A 20,823-nucleotide genomic window follows, 5' to 3' on the forward strand; every position below is an offset into this window, starting at 1 on the left:
GGCCTAGGAGGCTCTTTGGCACTAGCCAAAGACGTTAACAGCATGGTCGTTAACGTCTTTGTAATAACCTACATTATTTTCTTATCCAGATCATTTTACAAGCTTGGGATCTCCGGGCCTCCAGGTTTTATCAAAAAAACTCTTCAATGGTCCGTAGAGTCGGAGATATACGAAGAAACCCACGCCAGGCTTTGTCTGAATCCAATTTTCTTCAGGAACACCATCAGGACGTTCAGGTCCATAATACGTGTCAACTGATCCGTCGGCGTTGGGAACCGTCCCGTGTACACTGCCGACAGTGGCACGCCCCTGATCATTTTGGATGAGAGAACGAGAGTGGTTATCATAGACAGAAAGTGACCAGAAATTAGCTGCGGGGATATCCTTTGGAAGCCGAATACTAAACGTGTTATCTCCAGTAAGCCACTGACCATTATCATCTTGATAGACGCCAATGTATTGTGACCCCTGTCCAGGAGCCGCGACCGTCATGGATTTCGATGTTCCAATCGCTTCAAATGCATATCGAGTCCGCTGATCGATTAAGAGGTAATCCGGTGAGTGAAACGTTGGGTCCTCGGATATAAAGATTTTTTTCCACGGACTTCCATCATAGGGATGGAGGCTCTTTTGTGGTACGCGCGGATGCCAGGCCACAACTTCTGCCAGGGCACGTCCCTTCTTGGCCGCCTCAGTCAAAATCCCCTCCATACGCTTGTCCGGATTGAATTCACGACCATGTGCAATCCCAAGGGTCTCCAGCATGCCCAGCATGGCCATATCCTGAGGACGCGGAGGGTTATTGTTGACATAACGGGAAAGCGATTCGAAAAACTCGAAGCCCTCGTGTGTTAGAAAATCAGCATTCTTCCCAGTCATCGATACAAATGTCATTTGAGGAGGATTTTTCGCTTCAGCTAAACGGTATTGTTTGTAGGTGCGAACCAGTTTCTGTAGTCTCGGTAAATCATCCTTAGACTGGGGAATCGCCCGCAGGTAGAAAACCACAGTATTCGTATCCGATTTGACCACGTGATAAGAAATTGCAGGCATAGGACCGTTGTATCGTGGAGGAAGAATGAGAAAGCGGCCACCCTTGTTTTGCTCGGGAGAAAAAGGGCCGCCTATATCAACCAACGGTTGTTGCCAGATATTGTTCATAGTGCCGAGCAAACCTGCAGGGACATCAATAACCATTGGTCCTTTGGTGAGGTCGAGCACTCCGGACATGTAAATCGTGTCCTGGTTAGCTGTGAGGACCAATTGTTGAGGCTCTGCCGAATTGTCAGCCACGATGACCGCATGATCGCCAGCCCCCAGCTTCTGATGAGCATCTGCCATGGCACCGTAAGAAGCCATCGGTAACGCCCATAAGTATGCCTCCACGGCTCGCTGTAAATCCAGTTCGTCGTAAAACTTCTGTGCAGTTTCTTTCGTGGGGTATCCACCGATATATTCAACCGGCCCGACGCTTGACTCTCTCATTTCGGCTTGTGAAAGCGATAAAAAAAACGGAATACTGAGGGCAGTGCATAATGTCAAACTCAAGGCTTTTTTAGTTTTTGTAAATAGTCTCATTCTATTCCCCTTTTGTTTTGACGACATAGTTTTCCTTTATTCATAGGATAACGGTGAGCTCACCAACGAGTCTCAATGAGTCCGAATCGACGCAGTGAAGATGTGTTAACGTTCTGGTTATATATTTTTTTCATTATTCAAAGAATTAAAATAGTTTGTCAAAGTGTGGACGCCATACTCGGGAGCTATCATTTCTATTGCCATGACATTCATGAAAAATTCGATGGGCCCAAACTTATTCGCACTCAATATTAGCTTTAAAGACCTCAACACCAGGCGTCTAATCCAGTCTGGAATGTGAGTGATTTTGACAGGCTTTCCGGCTGCCTCAAAGGCGATTGTTGCTATTTCAATTTGGCTTAAAGTGGATGGACCACCAACGTCTATTTCATTTTCTTTCTGGCTAATCGCATCTACGCATACTTGAGCAAGATCTTCCCCATGAATTGGGTTTGATTTCAATTTACCGTCACCAAACAGGTAAATTCGACCATTTTTAGCCATATTGTAAAACTCGGTCATATCAGAAAAGAAACCATTGGGACGGATTATGCAGTATTCTAGACCTGACTTTTTGAGTTCATCAACAAACTTTTCTTTGGCTTCACAAATTTTTAGTTTTTTGAGTTTTTCTCCGTTCAGGACAGAAACATAAACGAATTTTCTAACACCACTCTTCTTTGCTTCATTGAGTAAATTCAAGTTTGCTTGATAATCAACATCCATGTAGGAAAGACCATCATTTTGCCTCGTTATTCCAAGTGTTGAGATTACAATGTCAATAGCATCACAGCAGTTTACCAGGGTTGTTTTTTTTGTAACTTCAGCTTGTACTATTCTATCAACAGGTGTACCAAAGGTCTCAAATTTTGTAGAATTTCGAACTAGGACTGTGGTATTAAAATTTCGCTTTACTAGATTTTTAACAATATACTTTCCAAGATACCCTGTTGCTCCAGCGACTAGTACTTTATCCATTGCATTGCACCGTGGTTTTTTAAATATATTGAGTATTCATATTTTTATGCATATAACGTTTTACATCATCTGCCAGCCTTGGAATTACGGTGCACTTTGAGCGTGACAAAATTCCTGGTTTACAAACAAAAACTACGTGTGTGAGTCGGTCAGAGTGTATGCGTTTGTTCGATGTTTCATTTTATCGTGGTCTGTCCCCGATTGTTATGCGATTGTTATGTGGTGATACTTAGGGTCACTCATACGGACTTATTCCTAAGATTCATAAGATTATCTTTAACGGTAAGATTCACCAGTGGTGAGTTGTTTGTAAAAAATGTTCATAATGCAAACGAATTGGTCTAAAAACAAACTTTCGAAAATGTCGCCGCTGTTAGCCATCTGGTGCAATCTTTTGTTAGCTTTTTTCCTGTTTCTCATATTTTATTGAAATCCCCTTGTATTCAAGAGCTATTTACATACAGCTTTTAACTTAACTAACTTGTCATAATCCGGCAGGTAATAACGAGTGATAATATAGTATGGTTCATCAGCCTTTACGGGCATCCAGTAGGTACCGTCTTCAGGGTCTTTGGAACTGAAAGTGACTGTTACATTGCCATTAACATCAGGCTTAGTGTTGTATGCATTGAAAATATCATTAGTGTTTGGATATGTGTTTTTTGTTATCAAACTGTAGCGAGTAATTGACCAGAACTCGCCAACACCAGGATTTTTATAAGGAATAGTAAAGACGCTTACTTTGCTGCCATGCAAAGGAGAAACATCACAGTCAAGAGTTGTTGTCCCGTATAAGGCATGGTCACCAGTTAGAGCTAAATGGCCAAACATAGCAACAGCACGAGCAACAGGATCTTCATTGCCTTTGCCAATGGCATCATACAGTCCAATATTGTTTGGAGCATAGCCAGATTGTGCTTTTTTAGTTAACCATTGAGTCATAGCAGCATGGTCTCCCTCTGAATAGTTTAAAGCCTTAGCTAACAAACCTTTATTTGCAGGATGCACAGTGTGTGTATCTAATGTAAATTGCACTGGATTAGCAAATTCAATTTTACCCACCTTTCCAACTATTTTAAGTTGATTCTGTATAGCTATGGTGTTTGGTAGATCAGCTTTATCAAACACTTGGGTACGAACAAATAAATGCGGGTGATCACCTGGGCACTCAATTACCGTTACCTTGTCAGCAATAGGACCTTTATATCCTGTGCGAATAAAAGCATAAACTCCAGTTGGCCGAATTTTGTCATATATCATATAATGTTCTTGGTCCGCGACACTTATAGAGTAATAACGACTCATATCAAGTATAGGAGCATGGAAGTAGACAGGACCATGAGACAGGTCAAGCACTGCTTTTGAGTAAAGATGGTCAAGGGCAGGAGTCACCATTGAATCGGTGCCTTCTGTTGGCAAGACAGTTGTATGGATAAACTTGTTCGTACCACCTGCATCACTGGCTACTCTCTTTAAATACTTTGCATGGAATACTGCTTTAAAGGCATGAAGGTATTCAACCGACGGAGTGTCCGCCACCTGCTTGTCGGCATATGCTGGCCCTATCAAGGTCAGTATTGCCATCAATCCAAACGCTAAAACCATGGTCATGAGTGTTCTTTTCACCATTTGTTTTCCTCCCTCCTATTTGTTTTTTTGGTCTTCGTTTTGTTAAATATCCATGCCTCTATCCGGTCTTACGCCGGTGTTAATATCCAGCTAACCATTGATTATCAGGTCAATTTGCCCTGACATAAAGGTATTAGCTAAGTTATCAGGCATAAATGCCTGTTCATATGCTTGACTTCTTGCAAAGAAATCTCAATACCATTACACGCTGTTAATGGTTCACAAGAAGAAAAATTGTATAAATATATCCATATCCGACTTAACGTTTCGAGACCTACTGACCATCCTACAAAGTATAATATATTCAGGATAATGCTGGCGCACCCTAACACTTAAATTCATTAGACACGCCTGTCAACCACAAATATACTGAATCTGCTTGATAGGTTTCATAATGTCATGTTCTTGAAAAAGAGACCAGCACACCTCTCCGTCGGGATCTTGCAAAGTTTAACTCCTCTCCCCCCTCCAACCGTCTTAATCATTCATTTTCTTACCACAAATTCCTTTGTGTACCTTTAGACCACACAGGTTCACGAACGTGATGCAATAATTCCAAACTCTGTGCCAAAAGCCTTAAATCGTAAACCGATCCATTACATTAAAAAAAAAAGTGAGTATTCGCCCATAACCTGATCAATGTTAAACAGTCTTACTTGCCAATCGTTTCATTTAGTTATACTCTCCTCTTGCTCGTTCGATACAACCTGCAAACTAGCCTCAATCACCATTTTAACTATAGTCCAGCACTATTCTGCTTTCAGGGATTACGACATTCTTATGAACAGCTTTCTCTATCAAATTTCGTTCATTCTCACCTTTGGCATCGTTGCTCTCATTGCCATCAGGCGAACAAGCCAGGTCAGTTCTGCCTCTGACTTTTCTCTTGCGGATCGCTCTCTGCCATTCACCGGTGTCTCCTGGATTATTATAGGCACGCTGGTGGGTGGGATATCAACCATCGGAACTGTACAAGCAGCATATACCCATGGAATCTCAGCCTGCATTTTCACCTTTGGCAGCGGTATTTCATGTTTTCTGCTGGGATGTTTTTTTGCCAAAGCACTTCGTGAAGAAGGCGTGGTGACCGTTTCGGAATACCTGGGGAAAGTCTTCGGCAAACGATTCAGATATTATAGCAGTGTGTTTAATTCGACAGGAATGTTCATCCATGTTGTCGGCCAGTTTCTGGCATCTATTGCGATCTTACAATCTGTATTCGGTTTTGGAGATGTACTCTCGGTGTTGCTGACACTTGTGTTAATCGGCATGTTTGTCATTTCCGGAGGTATCTCAGGGGCGGGTTTACTTGGTAAAATAAAATTTTTCATGCTTTACCTGATTATGCTTGTTTCGGCGGCAGTAGCCATCACCAAAGGCGGCGGCTTAAATACCATTATCAGCAGCCTCCCGCAGGATGCAAATTTGCTGAGTTTTGTCGATTACGGTTACAAACCTGCAGCTATCGATATGCTTTCGATGATTGTTGGTGTGCTCTCCACACAGATTTACCTTCAGGCAATATTCTCGGCAAAAGATGTGAAAGAGGCGCGAAACGGTGCATTTTTAAGTGCAGCTGTAATCCCGCCAATAGGTGTGCTTGGCATAATCATCGGCCTCTATCTCAGAGCAAATTTCCCCGAAGTGGCTGATAATGCCGCCCAAGCTCTGCCATTCTTTATCTTTCATCATTTCCCGCCGATAATTGCTGCGGTGTTTTCTGCAGGGATATTATTGATAGTCCTCGGGACCGGGGCCGGCCTGGTTCTGGGAGTTACAACTAACCTGTATACCGATTTTCTTTCGCAAAGGGATGACCTGTTCAGTCGAATTCAACCTGTAAGGCTTTTACGCATAATAACATTGCTGGTTCTCTGTTTAGCCGCCTTGCTGGTGTTTACCGGACTTGATTCAACAATCCTTAAGTGGAGCTATATGTCTATGGGATTACGGGGATCAGCGGTTTTTGCAGGTCTTTTCTGTATTGTATTCCTGAAAAGATTTTGTGATAACACGTTGATTCGTATTCTTTTATATCTGCTTCCAGTTATATACGTATTGCTGAATATCACTATCTCAGATTAGACATACAATCGTAACTGACGAGAGCGGTCACTGCATCGGCATGTTATCGCTTGGGACAGAAGATTCTTCCCGGACTGGACAACGTACTTTAAGCACGTTGTTCAGTCCGACGCAAAGCAGACTTGAATGGGTTGCTCTTATCGTTGCTTAGTCAACGTAACAATTTCGATCTCACACTCTTTTGAAGTGTTTGGCATTGTGATAGGGTCCCAGCGACCTAAAGCTGCAGAGCTGGTCACCCACTTCTGTAAATCATTGTGCGCTCTTTCATCAACGGCGATAGCTGCAACGCGAAATTGCATCTCCCAATCTCCGCCCTCCTTTCCAATACGAGAAAGGACTTTCCATGTGTCTGCAGTTAGTTCCACTTCTCCGCCACCTTGCGGCCACCAATCCTTTGTGCCGTCAATTCCAGCCAGCACCCATAAATGGTGGCCCGGAGATAATTCTGCTTTTCCTTCAATAAGCACAGAATCCTTTACACCATCTCCATTTGAAGGTGACGTTATTTCAACGTACTCAGCTCGTACTACGTTTCCGGAAAACAGAAATACACTCAGTACCACTACTTGCATAATACTTAGCCGGACATTACATTTTTTCACTGTCTTGCCTCCTCTACTTAAGTATTTTTGAACCAAATACCCCATTGATTGCGAGCGGTTGAAGTGCCTTCCTGAAGATATCCGCAGATAATTTGAACTTGCCGAGCTCATAATTTTGCCTGGCCTGCTCTATTACATGCGTGTCAAATATTGCAACGTGTGTTGGGGAAAGTGCCTGAATAATTACGATATATTGGTGCGCTGACTGCGCGTACAGTGCTTGTGTATAGAAATTCTCTGCTCGCCAATATAAGAGACTGACCTTATCCTGATCTTGTGGTGACAAATCAGACACGTGGACAACTACATCCTTTTCTACGACAATGGGTTCTTTTTCTGGAGACTGTAATAAAGAAATGCCTAACCCGGCAATTGCAACCAGACCACAAACGCCAGACCAGCAGCGATGACTGAGAAATTTTGAGATGATTGTCTTTAAAAGATTCATATTTCTATACGATAGTTAAGATTGTTAAACATCAACCTAACACCACTTCTATAGAAAAAACCTTCTGACTTTCGCCCAGAAAGTTTACACAAAACACACGCAACTGCAAAGAGATAAATCTAACAAACTAATCTAAAGACAATATTTTTTGCTTTCACTAAAGGTGACCTCTAATGAACACATTTCATTAATCATCTATTCGACAGCTCAAGCGCATTTTCACACTAAATGAGATTGCTGTTCAGCGTAATTAGCATTATAGATGTGAGCGAAAACATTGCAGGCCTGAGTTAAAGATTACACCCTCTGACCTGACACTATCTGCAGATAATTTGTGTAGGAATATAAAGGCAATGCGCGCGATATTGATTTCTGTTGGTTTGTTGTGTTGCAGTAAATTTTTATGACCTTTGCCTAGGAGTTTGTCTGAGAATGCCCTTTTCGCTCATATCTTCGTTAAAATCGAAAAATTATCCTCAGAATATTAACTATATACCTGCGGTAATTTTTCGAGTTTGCCTCGATCTGAGCGAAAATCCCTATTCTCGGACAAACTCCCAGTATGATCATTTGAAAAACTATTCGAGTAAGCCCTGGATTGTGGCAGCCTTAGTCAGCTGGGGAATTGCCCTGTTTGAATATATGCTTCAAGTCCCTGCCAATAGAGTAGGTTATCAGGTAATGAACCTGGGGCAGCTAAAAATTCTTCAGGAAGTAATTACCCTTTCAATTTTTGTCCCGTTTTCAGTCTTCTTTATGAAAGAGGAAATGCGCCTGGATTTCCTATGGGCCGGACTCTGTATACTCGGGGCAGTATTTTTCATTTTCAGACAAAAGATGTTTGGTGCGTAAGGCATCAGCTTCGGGGGGATCTATGATTTTTGATGTACTGGAAAATGCACATCGTTACACCAACCTGACACAAGGTTTTCAAAAGGGATTTGAGTTCCTCCTGCGGCCAGATCTCTCTGAACTTCCTGTCGGAGATTACGAAATTGACGGTCGTCAGGTGTATGCTTCGATTGCCCGGGAAACAGGGCGCAGCAAAACCGGTGCACTTCTTGAAGCGCATGAGCAATACATCGATATCCAACTGGTTCTCGCTGGAATCGACAATATGGGTTGGAAGACAAAAAAGTTATGTGAAAATCCCTGTGGAGAATATGACAAGGATGAAGATATACAGTTTTTCAATGATGTGCCGGAACTATGGCTTCCTACTACGAACGGATATTTTGCCATTTTTTTTCCGGACGATGCACACATGCCACTGATATCATCAGGTCCGATCCACAAAGTAGTGGTCAAAATAGCAGTAAATCAAGGATAGAACCTTAGTAACAGTAGCAGGATTTACCTACACTATAGCGAATAGTAAAACATCTACAGCATTACCGGATTGGCAACACGAGTGCTGCCCGATAATGCTGACACATATCTACACGTTACTGTTCTTCATAGCGCTGCAATTTTCGGTACAGTGTTTTTCGATCTACCTGCAATATCCGCGCGGTTAGGGTTCGGTTACCGCCTGTGGTCTTGAGGACATGCATAATATATCTCCGCTCCATTTCCTCCATTGAGATGAGTTCCATGGGGTCCTGATCTCCTACAAGAAAATAGTCATTTCTGAAGACCCGGATTTTTTCAGGCAGATCTTCCGGCACGATTTTATCGAAATGAGTCAACGCTACCGCATGCTCTATTGCATTCCGCAGTTCGCGGACATTTCCAGGCCATGAGTAATCGAGCAGTTTTTCTGCTGCTCCATCGGAAATACCTGTTACTGGTTTATTTTGTCTGGTTGCAAAGTTTTCGACAAATTTTCTAGCCAGTAAAAGAATATCCGCCCCCCGTGAACGCAGTGGCGGCATCTCTATTTGTATTACGTTGAGTCTGTAAAACAGATCTTCTCTGAAGAGTCCATCTTCAACAGCAGTTTCAAGATCACGGTTGGTTGCAGCAATAATCCGTACATTAAAGGGGCGCTCTGTTGTTCCTCCTACCGGCCTGACGCATCGTTCCTCTAAGGCACGTAAGAGCTTTGGTTGCAGATCAATGGGAATCTCACCAACCTCGTCCAGAAAAAGAGTGCCACCATCCGCCTCAAGAAATAACCCTTTGTTATGTTCTCTAGCATCTGTAAATGCGCCTTTTTTATGTCCAAAAAGTTCACTTTCAAGCAGCTGAGCAGGCATGGCTGCACAGTTAATGGTCACCAAAGGATGATCTTTTCTGCGGCTATGGGTGTGCACAGCTCTGGCGGTAAGCTCCTTGCCCGAACCACTTTCACCTGTAATAAGCAGCGATGCTTCAGAGTCTGCAATTCTGCTCAATTGCGAGAACAACTCCTCCATTGCCTGGCTTTCGCCCAGAAGATTATCGAAATGCAGTGGTTGCTTAACGGCGTTGCTGAGCTTTTTAACTGTTTGCTGCAGGTTTCTATAGCGCACCGCACGTTCAAGTGACATTGCCAGAATATCGAGATCGAGCGGTTTGGTAACAAAATCATAAGCCCCTGCCCTGATCGCTGCAATCGCCGTATCCATACTCCCAAAGGCTGTCATGATAATTACCGGGATATCCGGTAAGTTCTCAACAATTGCGTTACAGATATCAAGGCCGTTCATATCCGGAAGGTTGATATCGGCAAGCACGACGTCGGTTGCATGCAGATCTACTGCGGCAAGCCCTTCTTTTCCTGAGATGAATGTTGTGACTGAAAAATCCCGCCGACTCAACCCTGCAGTCAGCAGATCGCACATATCCTGATCATCCTCAATGACAAGAATGTTCCCACTCATTACTCGTTCTCCTTCATGGGGAGGTACACAGAAAAACATGCACCGTTTAGGACGCTGCTCTCAACATCAATCCAACCACCGTGTTCCTCTACAATTCCATGGGCAATCGAAAGACCTAAGCCTGTGCCTGTGCCGATAGTCTTGGTTGTATAAAAAGGTGTGAAAATATGTTCAAGATCTTCCTGGCAGATACCTTCGCCCTCATCGACAATCCGTATTTTAAGATATTTTTGTAATTGCTGATCTCCGGCGTGAGGGCTCGATAACATTTCATTTGTGAGACTCACAGATACGGTTCCACCATCGGGCATGGCCTGAACACTATTCATGAGCACATTAATCAGCACTTGCTGAATCTGTGAACCATCAACACTCATCACCACTTCAGCATCTTCGGCCCTGTTCAGCAAAAAGCCCACACGCTGTCTGCTCGCCATGGGATGAAGGAGCTGGAATATTTGTTTTACCAGAAAGGCAATATTTTCTGATGATATATTCTGTTCAGGACGTCGGGTAAAATCGAGGAGCTGTCGGATGATAAGGGTCATTCGCTCGGCCTGACTCTTAATAATGGTCGCGCACTCTTTTGTTTCCTCAGCGTTCAAGTCTTCTGCGATGATCATTTTTGCCCTGCCATCCACAACATTCAGCGGGGTTCCAATCTCGTGGGCGATTCCTGCTGAGATAAGGCCAAAAGTCGAGAGGCGTTCTGTATGCCGTAACTGATCGAGAGTTTTGAGGCGGGCATCATACTCAAATTTTATCTTTTCTTTGGCGATGATAAGACTTGAACACATATCATTCATGGTCTGTGCCAGATCTGCCAGTTCATCATTGCCCACAACTCTGTTGACCTGAAGATCGCCCTGGCCAATACGCTTCGCCTGCCCTGCCAATCTGTTGAGTGGCACACGTATTTTCTGATTAATAAAGAAATAGAGGATCACACCGCAAAATGTGGCAAGAAGAGCAGTGATAATACATGCCCGGATCAGCATTCTGCTCGAATAGAGTTGCAGCGCAGAAAACGACTGGGTCAACTCCAGGGCCCCTGTCTTTTCCTGACCAATATCTACAGGAATATAGGTATTAAGAAGGATTTCTCCATTTTGATCATGAATCTTCAGTGTGGTAATTTCCTCTAAGTGCAGCTCTTTAAATTGCTCTTTGTCACTACCTGCCAGCCTGGCAGCATTGGGAAAACTGTCGGCCCAAACCCAGCGAATGCCGATTTTTCCGGATTCACTTGCATCGCGGATAAGCTGAAGAGCTTTCTCCTCGCCACTTTCCTTCCAGGTATGTGCAATCATACCTGAAATGCTGTTACCATTTTGTATGGCATTGGTGACCATATCGGTTTCAAACTGTTCTATCTCAGCACGAAAACTCAAATATTCATCAGTTCCGATCAAAACAATCATGCCGAGCATGAGATAGCCAAACAGGTGGTAAAAAAGTTTCATAATTTCATAACGTATTAAAAGTAGAGCTACATAGTGATGAAGCGAAAGTGTATTTTCAGGAAATTCTGAAGAGTTTTACAGGTAAGCAAGCAAAGCGAGACTCCGCAGAAAGGCCACTCCCGGACAGGATCGAAACAGAATTGGCCTCTACAATCACAGGTACTCTTTTTAACACCGGATTATCTATATCACAACATGAAGATTTTCAGTTGTTAGAGCCTTAGTGTCAGCTGGGGAAATTGGTTTGACCAACATGGCTTACCAGCGAAGGTGAGCAGAGAGGGCTGAGGGGTGATGAGTAATAGCTCACACGAGAAAACTGGGAACATTGAGACACATTTGATATCGCGGGGGAGGAAGTGCATGTGAGATGATACAGGTTTCAGACATCATCTCACATGATATCAGGCGTAAAACTCGCTTAGAACACAAAAACGTCGGTCAGCTCCCCTTTAGCCAGGGTAGTAGCCGCTTCAACAGCAATATAACCATCGGCCTTCACTATTGAACTCAACATATGCGAGCCCTGCTGTGAGATTGGTTTAATCGTAGGAATTGAATTCGGTTCATCGGTAATAACCACCCGAATAAAATCGGTGCGTTTACCACTATTTTCAATAGCAACCTCAGCCTTTGCAGAGATGGTTTTTTTCAGATGACTCACACCCTGCAGAGCGGCAAGACTTGGGATGACATAATTCTGAAAACACATAAAGGCGGAAACGGGATTGCCCGGCAAACCAAAGAGTAATGTCCTGCCCTTTTTTGCCACAAAAAGCGGTTTCCCCGGCTTCTGACGGATCTTCCAGAACAGCTGTTCAAAGCCTACCTGCTCTGCCGCTTCTTTTACATGATCATGGCGGCCAACTGAAACTCCACCTGAACAAAGAATGATATCACAATCCTGCTGCAACGCTTTACGCATTGACTCAACGGTCACCTCAAAATCATCTTCAACATGCATACACTCGGCAATGCGCCCGCCAGCTTCAAGAATGGCCGCCTTTAGCATCGGAGCATTCGAGTCGCGCACCTGAAACGGCTTTATCTCACCATCACCATAATGGGCAAGCTCTGTACCTGTAATAAACAGTGAGACGAGAGGAGTATCATAAACAGCGACAGTCTTTACACCTACAGACGAAAGCTGAGCGATCTGCCGTGATTTCAACACCAGCCCCTGTTCCATGAGTTGTGTTCCGGCAGCAAACTCCTCACCGGCATAACGAACGTCCTGGCCCTGTTTTTTACAGGCAAAAACCGCCACCTTGCCATCAGTTTCTTCGGTGTCCTCGACTCGTACAACCGTATCCGCACCCTCAGGCACCATAGCGCCGGTACTGATACGTATTGCCTCACCTGCACCTACACTATTTTCATACGGTACACCGGCCTGACTTTCACCGACAATGCTAAGTTTTGCGGGTTCGTTGACTGATACACCGTGTACATCATCCCAGCGCAATGCATACCCATCCATAGCAGAACTTGTATATCTGGGAGATGGTTCCGGGGCGTTGATATCTTCAGCAAGGCGCCTGCCAAATGCGTCTTCAAGAGAGATGTTGATGATTCGCGGCTCAGGCAGGTTATCCTGCAGAATCCGAATAGCTTCTGCTACTGTAATCATGTTCATCCCCCGATTGATGCCATCGATTCTTCACTGTCTTTTTCGTTTAACCGCGCAGCTTCTTTACCGTTAACGAGCTTTTTGCTGACACTTGAGGCAATCTCTTCGGCCAGTTCACTATCGGTAATATCAGTCCTGAGCAGCTCACGCAGATTTAGAACCCCTTTATCGTAAAGGCAGTTTTTCATCATACCGCTTGAGGTGATGCGGAGCTTGTTACAGGAACCACAGAACTTTCGTGATTCGCCTTCAATTATCCCCAGCGTTCCCTGATAGCCTGTTGCTGAAAAGCGACGTGCGGTTTCGATGTTATTGGAGGATATTTCTTTTAATCCTGGAAAGAGTCTGAACAATCGTGTTTCAAGAGGCAGCTCCATGGAGCGCTCTACATGCTCTTTACCTGAAAACGGCATCAACTCAATAAAGCGAAGCGCTACAGGCTTATCTTTAATGAGCCCTGCCATACGGACAAGTTCATCATCGCTGGTGTCAGTCTGGATCACCGCGTTAACTTTAAGTGGAATACCAAGCCGAAGTGTCTCGTGAAAAACCGAGAGAACTGTTTCAAGTTTATTGCGGCGGGTAATCTCTTCAAAACGTTTTTCATCAAGGGTATCAAGACTGAGGTTCATACCTTTGAGGTCTAACTTTTTAAGGTCCGAAAGATACGGCAGAACAGCGACACCGTTGGTGGTGAGGTGCAGCTTCAACCCCGGATTCTGCTCGCATATACGCTGCATGAAACCGAGACAGCCTTTGCGAACAAATGGTTCGCCACCGGTTATCCGTATCTTATTAACTCCGAGTCTGAAAAAAATGCGGGCAATTCTTTCCATCTCTTCATAGGAGAGAATAGATTGATGATCAAGGAAATCAACACCTTCTTCAGGCATGCAATAGCGACAACGAAGGTTGCATCGATCTGTAATGGAAAGACGTAGATATGTTACCTGACGGCCAAAAGTATCGACCAATTTTGAAACACCGGTTGCGCCAATAGCGCAGGATCGTGCATTCATGCAGACTCCTTTTCAAGGTTCGGAAGGCAATACCGTTTCCAGCATTACCCTATCGGCCGCAAACCATACTTCACTAGGAAAGGTAGGTCTTTTGGCTCGGAGTTATTTTAATTTTCGCATCTCTTACACATTATGCACAGGCATTGAATGTGTCTTGAAATATCTACATGAAAACAGGTTTCATTGCAATATCCGTTAATATGCATATACAGAATATTATCACTGAGAGCCTGTAGTTTCGCGACCTACCAGTGAGCAGACGCGAATAAAAGCTCCTCAATTCATGGTCTTGCTGCTAGTGTCACGTCAATGATGGAATGTCGGTATATTGCACCGTATTTTTATGTTCCAGTGCTGTCGGTGTATGTGGCGCATAGTTGTGCTATGTAACACATACACAACAGCACTGGAGCGAAAAAGGACAAGCAAGATACTGACAGATCAGCGTTGACGGGACACTGGACTCTCATAGAGTTGAATCAATATTGAAAAAGAGGCCACCTGCTACTACTATGATTAAAATGAACTATCAGCAATTGGACTAGGAGGGTGTCCGACAATGCTCTTTTCACCCATATCTTCGTTAAACTCGAAAAATTATCCTCGGAATATTAACTATATGCCTCCGGTAATTTTGCGAGTTTGCCTCGATCTGAGCGAAAAACCCTATTGTCGGACAGCCTCCTATGAGCTTATCGGAAATCAGAAATCTATTCGAATACTCAATACTGATTAGATAAGATGGTACGAGGTGAAGCGTGAACGGTGAGGCATCAGGATTGAAGCGTATACAACTTTACAATATAGAATCATTAAATATTGTTAGTAGTTACGTTTGTTATATTTTGTTTACAAATACTGCAGTTTGCACCTCACGGCTTACGTTTAAATGATTCAAATAAACGCAATATAAATAACCATACGACTCTCAAAGGAGCACACGATGACAAAATATGGATTTCTCGGGATTGGTATTATGGGCAAAGCTATGGTGGCAAACCTACTACAAGCTGGTCTTGACGTCACAGTATGGAACAGAACCGCGTCACGATGTGACAGCCTCATCGATATGGGTGCCTCACATGCTGATAGCCCGGCAGCGGTAATTGAAAAGTGCGATATCACCTTTGCCATGGTCTCTGATCCCGAGGCAGCAGAAGCTCTCTGCTTTGGGGAGCACGGTGTACTTGCCGGGATGTCAGCTGGCAAATCATATGTTGATGTTTCAACAGTAGCCCCTGAGACTTCACAAAAAATATCTGCAGCCATCAAAGAGAAAGGCGGGATGTTTCTTGAAGCACCTGTTTCCGGGAGTAAAAAACCTGCGGAAGACGGCACACTGGTATTCCTCTGTTCAGGTGATGAAGCGCTCTACACCCTGGCCAAACCTGCTTTAGATATAATGGGCAAGAAATCGTATTATTTCTCTGAGACAGGTCAGGGAGCGCAGATGAAACTGGTAATCAACATGGTTATGGGCACAATGATGACAGCCTTTGCTGAAGGGTTGGCCTTAGGCGATAAGATTGGCCTCAAAATGGAAGATGTGATCGATGTGCTTGCTCAAGGTGCCATCAACAACCCTATGTTTCAACTGAAAGGGCCGCTTATGGCGGATGGGAAATTTGCCCCTGCCTTCCCGCTCAAACATATGCAAAAAGATATGCGTCTCGCCCTGCAGCTTGGTGATAAACACAGTCAGCCTATGTATACAGCCGCAGCAGCAAACAACTCATATATTAAGGCCCGGGATAACGGCAGTGAAGATGAGGATTTTTCTGCGGTGATGAAAGTTATTTAATGGTGGAACAAAGGCAACCTCTTCGCAACATCACTTTGGGAAAGAGTGCATAACCTTACGCTATTTTATTCACCATCCTTCTGAGAACATCGCATATTCTCAGAAGGATGGTAAGGTTTCGGCAGGCACTAACTACTCTTCCAGTCGTTCAATCTCATCTATAAGATCATGCAATCCGGCAACCGCATTCGGATAAAGTTCGTGTAACTGTTCGATATTATCTTCTTTGCCAGCAACTTCCATATCCCGGAAAATCGAAAAAAGCGCAGGAGCACTAATATTTGCCGCAGCTCCTTTCATCTTATGCGCCTGCCTGCCAGCCTGATAACAGTCATCTGCCTCAATGGAGTCATGTAATTCATCCAATTGCTCAGGCAGCATTTTTTTCACTTCATTAAGAATCATGACAGCAGTCTCCCTGTCATCCATAAGTCTGTCAACCAAATCAGGCATATCTAGAATCTGGGCATCAGTTTCTGCAGACACTGCACTCGCCACTACTGATTTCTGCATGTTTTTTTGCCCTCCCTGTTCTAAACTCTGACTCACTTCAATCAGCACCTGCAGCAACTCTTCATACTCAATCGGCTTACTTAAGTAGCCATTCATTCCTGCAGCAAGGCATCGCTCCCTGTCAGTCTGCATTGCATGAGCAGTCAGGGCGACTATCTGCACATTAGGATTCAGAAGAGTAGTTTTACCGGAACGGATACGTTCAGCTGTGGCGAATCCATCAAGAACCGGCATAGAAAGATCCATAAGAACCAGATCAAACGGTTTGGATTCGAGCAATGTAAGCGCCTCTTCACCATTCTCCGCTGTATGTATATCTCCAATCCCCAGCCTGTTTAAAATCCCTCTTGCCACCTGCATATTGATATGATTGTCTTCAACGATCAAAACCCTCAGCGAAGTGTCCAGCTCACTCCTGAAGTCAACAGCTAACGGTGATACATTTACCGCAACGTCCTCTTCCTTTTCACCTCGTAGGATTGCAATGCTCTTTTTGAGATCGCAGATGCGTACCGGCGCAGGAAGACATCCGGATACCCACGCACCGCCAAGAGCATCCCTGATTAAATCAGACGCCCCTGTTATAAAAATACATGGTGCATTCTCACTGGCTGCAAGCTCACCCTTAATATAACTCGCCAAAGCCCCATCGGTAAGCAGAGAAGCCTGGACATAGATAGCATCCGGGATATCAAGTTTTCCGTTAGCAGTAAAATCGCCCAGTAATTCTGAATAACTGCGCTCCTGCACATGAGCCCCCCTGCTGCACAACTGTTCAGCCAGCATCTTCCGGAGTGTTTCATTTTCTATTGCCACAAGAATGTTTTTATCGCGTAACAATTGACTCTTCTCGTTAGCACTACCACTCTCTACATACGACATTTTTACAGTAAAGCTGAATTCAGAACCGTGATTCTCTTCACTCATCACCTCAATTTCACCACCCAGCAGGTTGACAAGCTGCTTTGATATGGCAAGACCAAGCCCGGTTCCACCGAATTTTCTAGTATATGAACCATCAACCTGAGAGAAGCTCTCAAACAACAGATTCTGATGATCAGCTGCAATACCGATCCCGGTATCTCTGACCGAAAATTTCAGCACTACCTGACCATTCGCCATATCAAGTGGCTGGATACCCACCACCACCTCACCATTCTCGGTAAACTTGATCGCGTTTCCAACAAGATTAATAAGGATCTGTTTTAATCGACCGCGATCACCTGTAACACTCTCAGGCAGGTCAGGATGTGGCACACATAACAGATCCAGCTGCTTCTCCAGCGCCTTGACCTTCAGGATATCCATGCAATCATCCAGCAGTTCACAGAGCCCGAATTCCCGCTCCTGAAGAACAAGCTTTCCTGCTTCAATTTTCGAGTAGTCAAGAATGTCATTAATGACATGCAACAGTGAGTCAGCACTCGTTTCGATTGTCTCGACAAATTCACGCTGTCGTATATCGAGATCAGTACCACTTAAAAGCGTCGTCATCCCCAGAACACCATTCATGGGAGTTCTGATCTCATGGCTCATATTGGCAAGAAACTGGCTCTTTGCCCTGCTGGCAAGCTCTGCCTGTTCACGCGCCCGCACAAGGTCTGTGATATCAGACATTATGCCGACCAGACCAGTCACAGTGTTATTGCTATCTGTGATGGCTGCTTTAGAAAACGTTATCTCGCGTTTGTTCCTGTTTTTATCAAATACACACCAATCGTAGGATTCACTGCCAGCCTCCTCCAGCAGTTCCTGGTCTTTGAGTGAAAGCTTTTCAGCTATCTCCGGTCGGGCAAAATCAAATAGGGTTTTACCCAGTATCTCTTCACGAGTTGCACCAAGAAACTCCTCAAAAGCACGATTACATCCTACATATCTCCCTTCTGTATCTTTATAAAACATGGGATTAGGGATAGTCTCCATAACAATACGAAGAATCTCCCACTGCTTACGCTGCTCGGCTTCTGCAATCTCTGCAATTTCTTTCGATGCAAAAAGTTCACTGGTCCGTTCCGCAACCAGATCCTCAAGGTGGCTATGATATTGGCGAATCTCATCTCTGTTGTGCAACAGGGTTTGTGACATCTCATTAAACGTCGCTCCCATATCGCCAATTTCATCTTTCGCAGGGAGGAAAACCGTCTCCCCAAGGTTGCCCTCTGTTACCCTGCGCATCCCTCTTCGCAAGACATTTAAAGGGGCTATAATTGCCTTTTCCAGGAAAATATTTAGCAGCAGAATTATCAGCAGCAACCCAGTAAAAAAGAGCCCAACAGACAACAACATCAACTGGGCATTATCTTTTTTTATAGTGCTGAGGTTGTAATATATAGCCAGATACGCTGCTCGCTCTCCAATAATATTAATGCTGTTGATGTAGACGCAATAATCCTGCCCATCCTCTGTAAATTCCCAGAAAGTGGTATTGTCATGTTCTTTTGAATACGTCATTATTTCATGAGGAACTGGCCGCAAAACAGCCGCACAGTATTGTAATGAGCCATCAGCATTATGGAGGCAGGCATTTTCTATCTCTTCGACGATCTCTTCAATTTCTCTGAGCGACACAAGTTGTGCCAGATCCCTGCCGGCAAAGAGAGCATTGGCAAATTCATTCTGTTTCTGCTTATAAATAGTCTCTAAAAGAACTCTTACACGATCGACCTGGTCTTTTGTTCGACGTGTTTCAAGGGGATAAATGAAGGCGGCAAAAGCCAACGCTATGCCCAGCATAGCCATTATCAATGCAACATTTATTTTGAGGGGCAGTCTTCTAATCATCTTTTACAGTGTTGATGGAGTTAAAATACCCTTTGCGCCAGCACGTTACGGGCTCACCGTGGAATTAAAGACTCTCTTACCATGTACATATTTCATGATAATAACATTCGTATCACGAAGATCACCATGCTCATCAAAGGAAATGCTTCCGGTCGCGCCCAAATAGTTGTCAGTTGCGGCAATTGCATCTCTGATTGCTTTTCGATCCGTACTTCCCGCGTTTTCAATTGCCTTAACAAGCACCATAAACGCATCATACACAAGAGGAGTTGAATAATTAGTGATGGTATCAATCGTTGATTCATCAAACAGTTTCTGGGCGAAATGGCTCACCCTATTTGGTATATCCGGATGCCATTGCGCCGTCTGATAGCTCCCTTCAACATCCTCAGGGATAAGCCTTTCCAGCATATCCCAGCCGTCTCCACCTAAAAATGTAGCTGTAACCCCATGTTTTCGGGCCTGCTTCATTAATAAGGCAGTATCACGAGAATATCCGGGAATGTAGATTACATCCGTGTCTAAACGGGAGATGGTTTCAATGAGCGGTGTAAAATCTGCAGCAGCACCGCGGTATCCATAATCAAGTATTACTTTACCACCAGCAGCCTGGAAAGCTTCACTGTAATAGTGAGCTAATGTTGCAGAGTATTGTTCATCGATATTACTCAGGACTATACTTGTCTTTGCTTTAAGGCTTTCAATCGCAAAATGGGCCATTGCCCGGCCCTGAGTGACGTCTGTGAAGCTGACACGAAATACATAGTCCTTATTAAGGGTTACACCGGGGTGAGTTGAGGCGGGACTGATCATAGGTATACCGGCTTCATTGAGTACCGGCGCGATGGCAAGAGAGTGCGAACTCCAGTGAGCACCGATAACAGCAGTTACCCCGGCGTCCCTCGCTGCATGTGCTGCTTCAAGAGCACCGATAGAGGTGCTGTTATTATCAAACACAAGCACTTCAACAGGACGCCCTAAAACACCGCCGTTTTCGTTAACTCTCTCCGCAACAACTGCAATCATCTCCAGGAGAGATCTGTTGTGAGGTGCTGCGATACCGGTTACCGAAAAGATTGCACCAATAGTTATCGGCTCAGGTTCCGTGTGGGTTCCTGATGCATCAGCAACTGCATCAGCCTGTCGGAGCACAATCACAAACAAAACGCTACATATCAGTAATAGACGGGTAAATACATTCACGGGTTCACCATGTATACGCCATTCATATATCATCGGTATTGCCTCATCTCTCTGCTACATACTCTACCAGCACATAGTGTAAACAGGTTGCAAATAGAACCACGTTAGCGATCTCAGAGGTTTTCGTGATAGTGATACTAAAGTTTACAGGTAAAAAAGTGAACCAAAATTATTGGTAATACAGGTATAAGCGGTTAAACAAATCATATACCAGGTTACACGTATCTAAAAAAAAACGCCGGTCTACCATAAAAGGCAGACCGGCGCAGGATGTTCTGGAACAGTT

General features: G+C 44.2%; 15 protein-coding genes and 1 riboswitch. Of the genes, 4 read left to right on the plus strand and 11 right to left on the minus strand.

Features of this window, described 5'->3' with window-relative positions; all coding sequences use genetic code 11:
• Positions 1-90: 90 nt before the first annotated feature.
• The 3 genes from FCL46_RS17070 to FCL46_RS17080 form a co-directional block, all read right to left on the minus strand.
• Positions 91-1,485: a DUF1254 domain-containing protein gene (locus FCL46_RS17070; protein ID WP_167506039.1), complete on the minus strand. Its 1,395-nt coding sequence runs from the start codon at positions 1,483-1,485 to the stop codon at positions 91-93.
• Between the two features lie 210 nt (positions 1,486-1,695).
• Positions 1,696-2,556, minus strand: a complete 861-nt coding sequence (locus tag FCL46_RS17075) for an SDR family oxidoreductase (protein WP_136809930.1) — start codon at positions 2,554-2,556, stop codon at positions 1,696-1,698.
• 450 nt (positions 2,557-3,006) lie between these two features.
• Positions 3,007-4,185, minus strand: a complete 1,179-nt coding sequence (locus tag FCL46_RS17080) for a DUF1254 domain-containing protein (protein ID WP_136809931.1) — start codon at positions 4,183-4,185, stop codon at positions 3,007-3,009.
• 780 nt (positions 4,186-4,965) lie between these two features.
• On the opposite strand from FCL46_RS17080, the gene FCL46_RS17085 reads away from it, so the two are divergent.
• A complete protein-coding gene (locus FCL46_RS17085; protein ID WP_136809932.1) occupies positions 4,966-6,270 on the plus strand; it encodes a sodium:solute symporter family protein in 1,305 nt (434 codons plus the stop codon).
• A gap of 137 nt (positions 6,271-6,407) precedes the next feature.
• Here FCL46_RS17085 and FCL46_RS17090 read toward each other — a convergent pair whose 3' ends face one another.
• Both FCL46_RS17090 and FCL46_RS17095 read right to left on the minus strand, forming a co-directional pair.
• The gene (locus FCL46_RS17090; protein WP_136809933.1) at positions 6,408-6,875 is read right to left on the minus strand and encodes a hypothetical protein; all 468 of its coding nucleotides are present in this window, start codon (positions 6,873-6,875) and stop codon (positions 6,408-6,410) included.
• 13 nt (positions 6,876-6,888) lie between these two features.
• Positions 6,889-7,323 carry a hypothetical protein gene (locus FCL46_RS17095; protein ID WP_136809934.1) on the minus strand — a complete coding sequence of 145 codons (435 nt, stop codon included), beginning with the start codon at positions 7,321-7,323 and terminating at the stop codon, positions 6,889-6,891.
• 483 nt (positions 7,324-7,806) lie between these two features.
• On the opposite strand from FCL46_RS17095, the gene FCL46_RS17100 reads away from it, so the two are divergent.
• Entirely contained in the window at positions 7,807-8,175 is a 369-nt protein-coding gene (locus tag FCL46_RS17100; protein ID WP_420811282.1) for a DMT family protein, read from the plus strand.
• Between the two features lie 22 nt (positions 8,176-8,197).
• Positions 8,198-8,653: a NanQ anomerase/TabA/YiaL family protein gene (locus FCL46_RS17105; RefSeq protein WP_136809936.1), complete on the plus strand. Its 456-nt coding sequence runs from the start codon at positions 8,198-8,200 to the stop codon at positions 8,651-8,653.
• A 115-nt stretch (positions 8,654-8,768) separates the two neighbouring features.
• Here FCL46_RS17105 and FCL46_RS17110 read toward each other — a convergent pair whose 3' ends face one another.
• The 4 genes from FCL46_RS17110 to moaA form a co-directional block, all read right to left on the minus strand.
• Complete coding sequence (locus FCL46_RS17110) at positions 8,769-10,127, minus strand: sigma-54-dependent transcriptional regulator (RefSeq protein WP_136809937.1); 1,359 nt, start codon at positions 10,125-10,127, stop codon at positions 8,769-8,771.
• Positions 10,127-11,590 carry a sensor histidine kinase gene (locus FCL46_RS17115; RefSeq protein ID WP_136809938.1) on the minus strand — a complete coding sequence of 488 codons (1,464 nt, stop codon included), beginning with the start codon at positions 11,588-11,590 and terminating at the stop codon, positions 10,127-10,129. The genes FCL46_RS17110 and FCL46_RS17115 overlap by 1 nt, the downstream gene beginning before the upstream one ends.
• A 421-nt stretch (positions 11,591-12,011) precedes the next feature.
• On the minus strand, positions 12,012-13,220 hold the full coding sequence (locus tag FCL46_RS17120) for a molybdopterin molybdotransferase MoeA (protein ID WP_167506040.1): 1,209 nt from the start codon (positions 13,218-13,220) through the stop codon (positions 12,012-12,014).
• Between the two features lie 2 nt (positions 13,221-13,222).
• Entirely contained in the window at positions 13,223-14,239 is a 1,017-nt protein-coding gene (gene moaA, locus FCL46_RS17125; RefSeq protein WP_136809940.1) for a GTP 3',8-cyclase MoaA, read from the minus strand.
• Positions 14,229-14,353: riboswitch (molybdenum cofactor riboswitch) on the minus strand. It overlaps the preceding gene by 11 nt.
• A gap of 829 nt (positions 14,354-15,182) precedes the next feature.
• Here moaA and FCL46_RS17130 point away from each other — a divergent pair.
• Positions 15,183-16,040 carry an NAD(P)-dependent oxidoreductase gene (locus FCL46_RS17130; protein ID WP_136809941.1) on the plus strand — a complete coding sequence of 286 codons (858 nt, stop codon included), beginning with the start codon at positions 15,183-15,185 and terminating at the stop codon, positions 16,038-16,040.
• 132 nt (positions 16,041-16,172) lie between these two features.
• Here FCL46_RS17130 and FCL46_RS17135 read toward each other — a convergent pair whose 3' ends face one another.
• Together FCL46_RS17135 and FCL46_RS17140 are read right to left on the minus strand one after the other, a co-directional pair.
• Positions 16,173-19,334 (minus strand): hybrid sensor histidine kinase/response regulator, encoded by a 3,162-nt coding sequence (locus FCL46_RS17135; protein ID WP_136809942.1) that lies wholly within the window; start codon positions 19,332-19,334, stop codon positions 16,173-16,175.
• Between the two features lie 45 nt (positions 19,335-19,379).
• Positions 19,380-20,570 carry an ABC transporter substrate-binding protein gene (locus FCL46_RS17140; RefSeq protein ID WP_136809943.1) on the minus strand — a complete coding sequence of 397 codons (1,191 nt, stop codon included), beginning with the start codon at positions 20,568-20,570 and terminating at the stop codon, positions 19,380-19,382.
• Positions 20,571-20,823 lie beyond the last annotated feature (253 nt).

The sequence above is a fragment of the Desulfosediminicola flagellatus genome, from assembly GCF_005116655.2.
Taxonomy (GTDB): domain Bacteria; phylum Desulfobacterota; class Desulfobulbia; order Desulfobulbales; family Desulfocapsaceae; genus Desulfopila; species Desulfopila flagellata.

Coding starts and splice junctions, on each gene's coding strand:
- FCL46_RS17095 (WP_136809934.1), bottom strand. CDS start 7,323: ATGAATCTTTTAAAGACAATCATCTCAAAATTTCTCAGTCATCGCTGC.
- FCL46_RS17070 (WP_167506039.1), bottom strand. CDS start 1,485: ATGAGAGAGTCAAGCGTCGGGCCGGTTGAATATATCGGTGGATACCCC.
- FCL46_RS17115 (WP_136809938.1), bottom strand. CDS start 11,590: ATGAAACTTTTTTACCACCTGTTTGGCTATCTCATGCTCGGCATGATT.
- FCL46_RS17085 (WP_136809932.1), top strand. CDS start 4,966: ATGAACAGCTTTCTCTATCAAATTTCGTTCATTCTCACCTTTGGCATC.
- moaA (WP_136809940.1), bottom strand. CDS start 14,239: ATGAATGCACGATCCTGCGCTATTGGCGCAACCGGTGTTTCAAAATTG.
- FCL46_RS17135 (WP_136809942.1), bottom strand. CDS start 19,334: ATGATTAGAAGACTGCCCCTCAAAATAAATGTTGCATTGATAATGGCT.
- FCL46_RS17075 (WP_136809930.1), bottom strand. CDS start 2,556: ATGGATAAAGTACTAGTCGCTGGAGCAACAGGGTATCTTGGAAAGTAT.
- FCL46_RS17105 (WP_136809936.1), top strand. CDS start 8,198: ATGATTTTTGATGTACTGGAAAATGCACATCGTTACACCAACCTGACA.
- FCL46_RS17130 (WP_136809941.1), top strand. CDS start 15,183: ATGACAAAATATGGATTTCTCGGGATTGGTATTATGGGCAAAGCTATG.
- FCL46_RS17140 (WP_136809943.1), bottom strand. CDS start 20,570: ATGATATATGAATGGCGTATACATGGTGAACCCGTGAATGTATTTACC.
- FCL46_RS17110 (WP_136809937.1), bottom strand. CDS start 10,127: ATGAGTGGGAACATTCTTGTCATTGAGGATGATCAGGATATGTGCGAT.
- FCL46_RS17120 (WP_167506040.1), bottom strand. CDS start 13,220: ATGATTACAGTAGCAGAAGCTATTCGGATTCTGCAGGATAACCTGCCT.
- FCL46_RS17080 (WP_136809931.1), bottom strand. CDS start 4,185: ATGGTGAAAAGAACACTCATGACCATGGTTTTAGCGTTTGGATTGATG.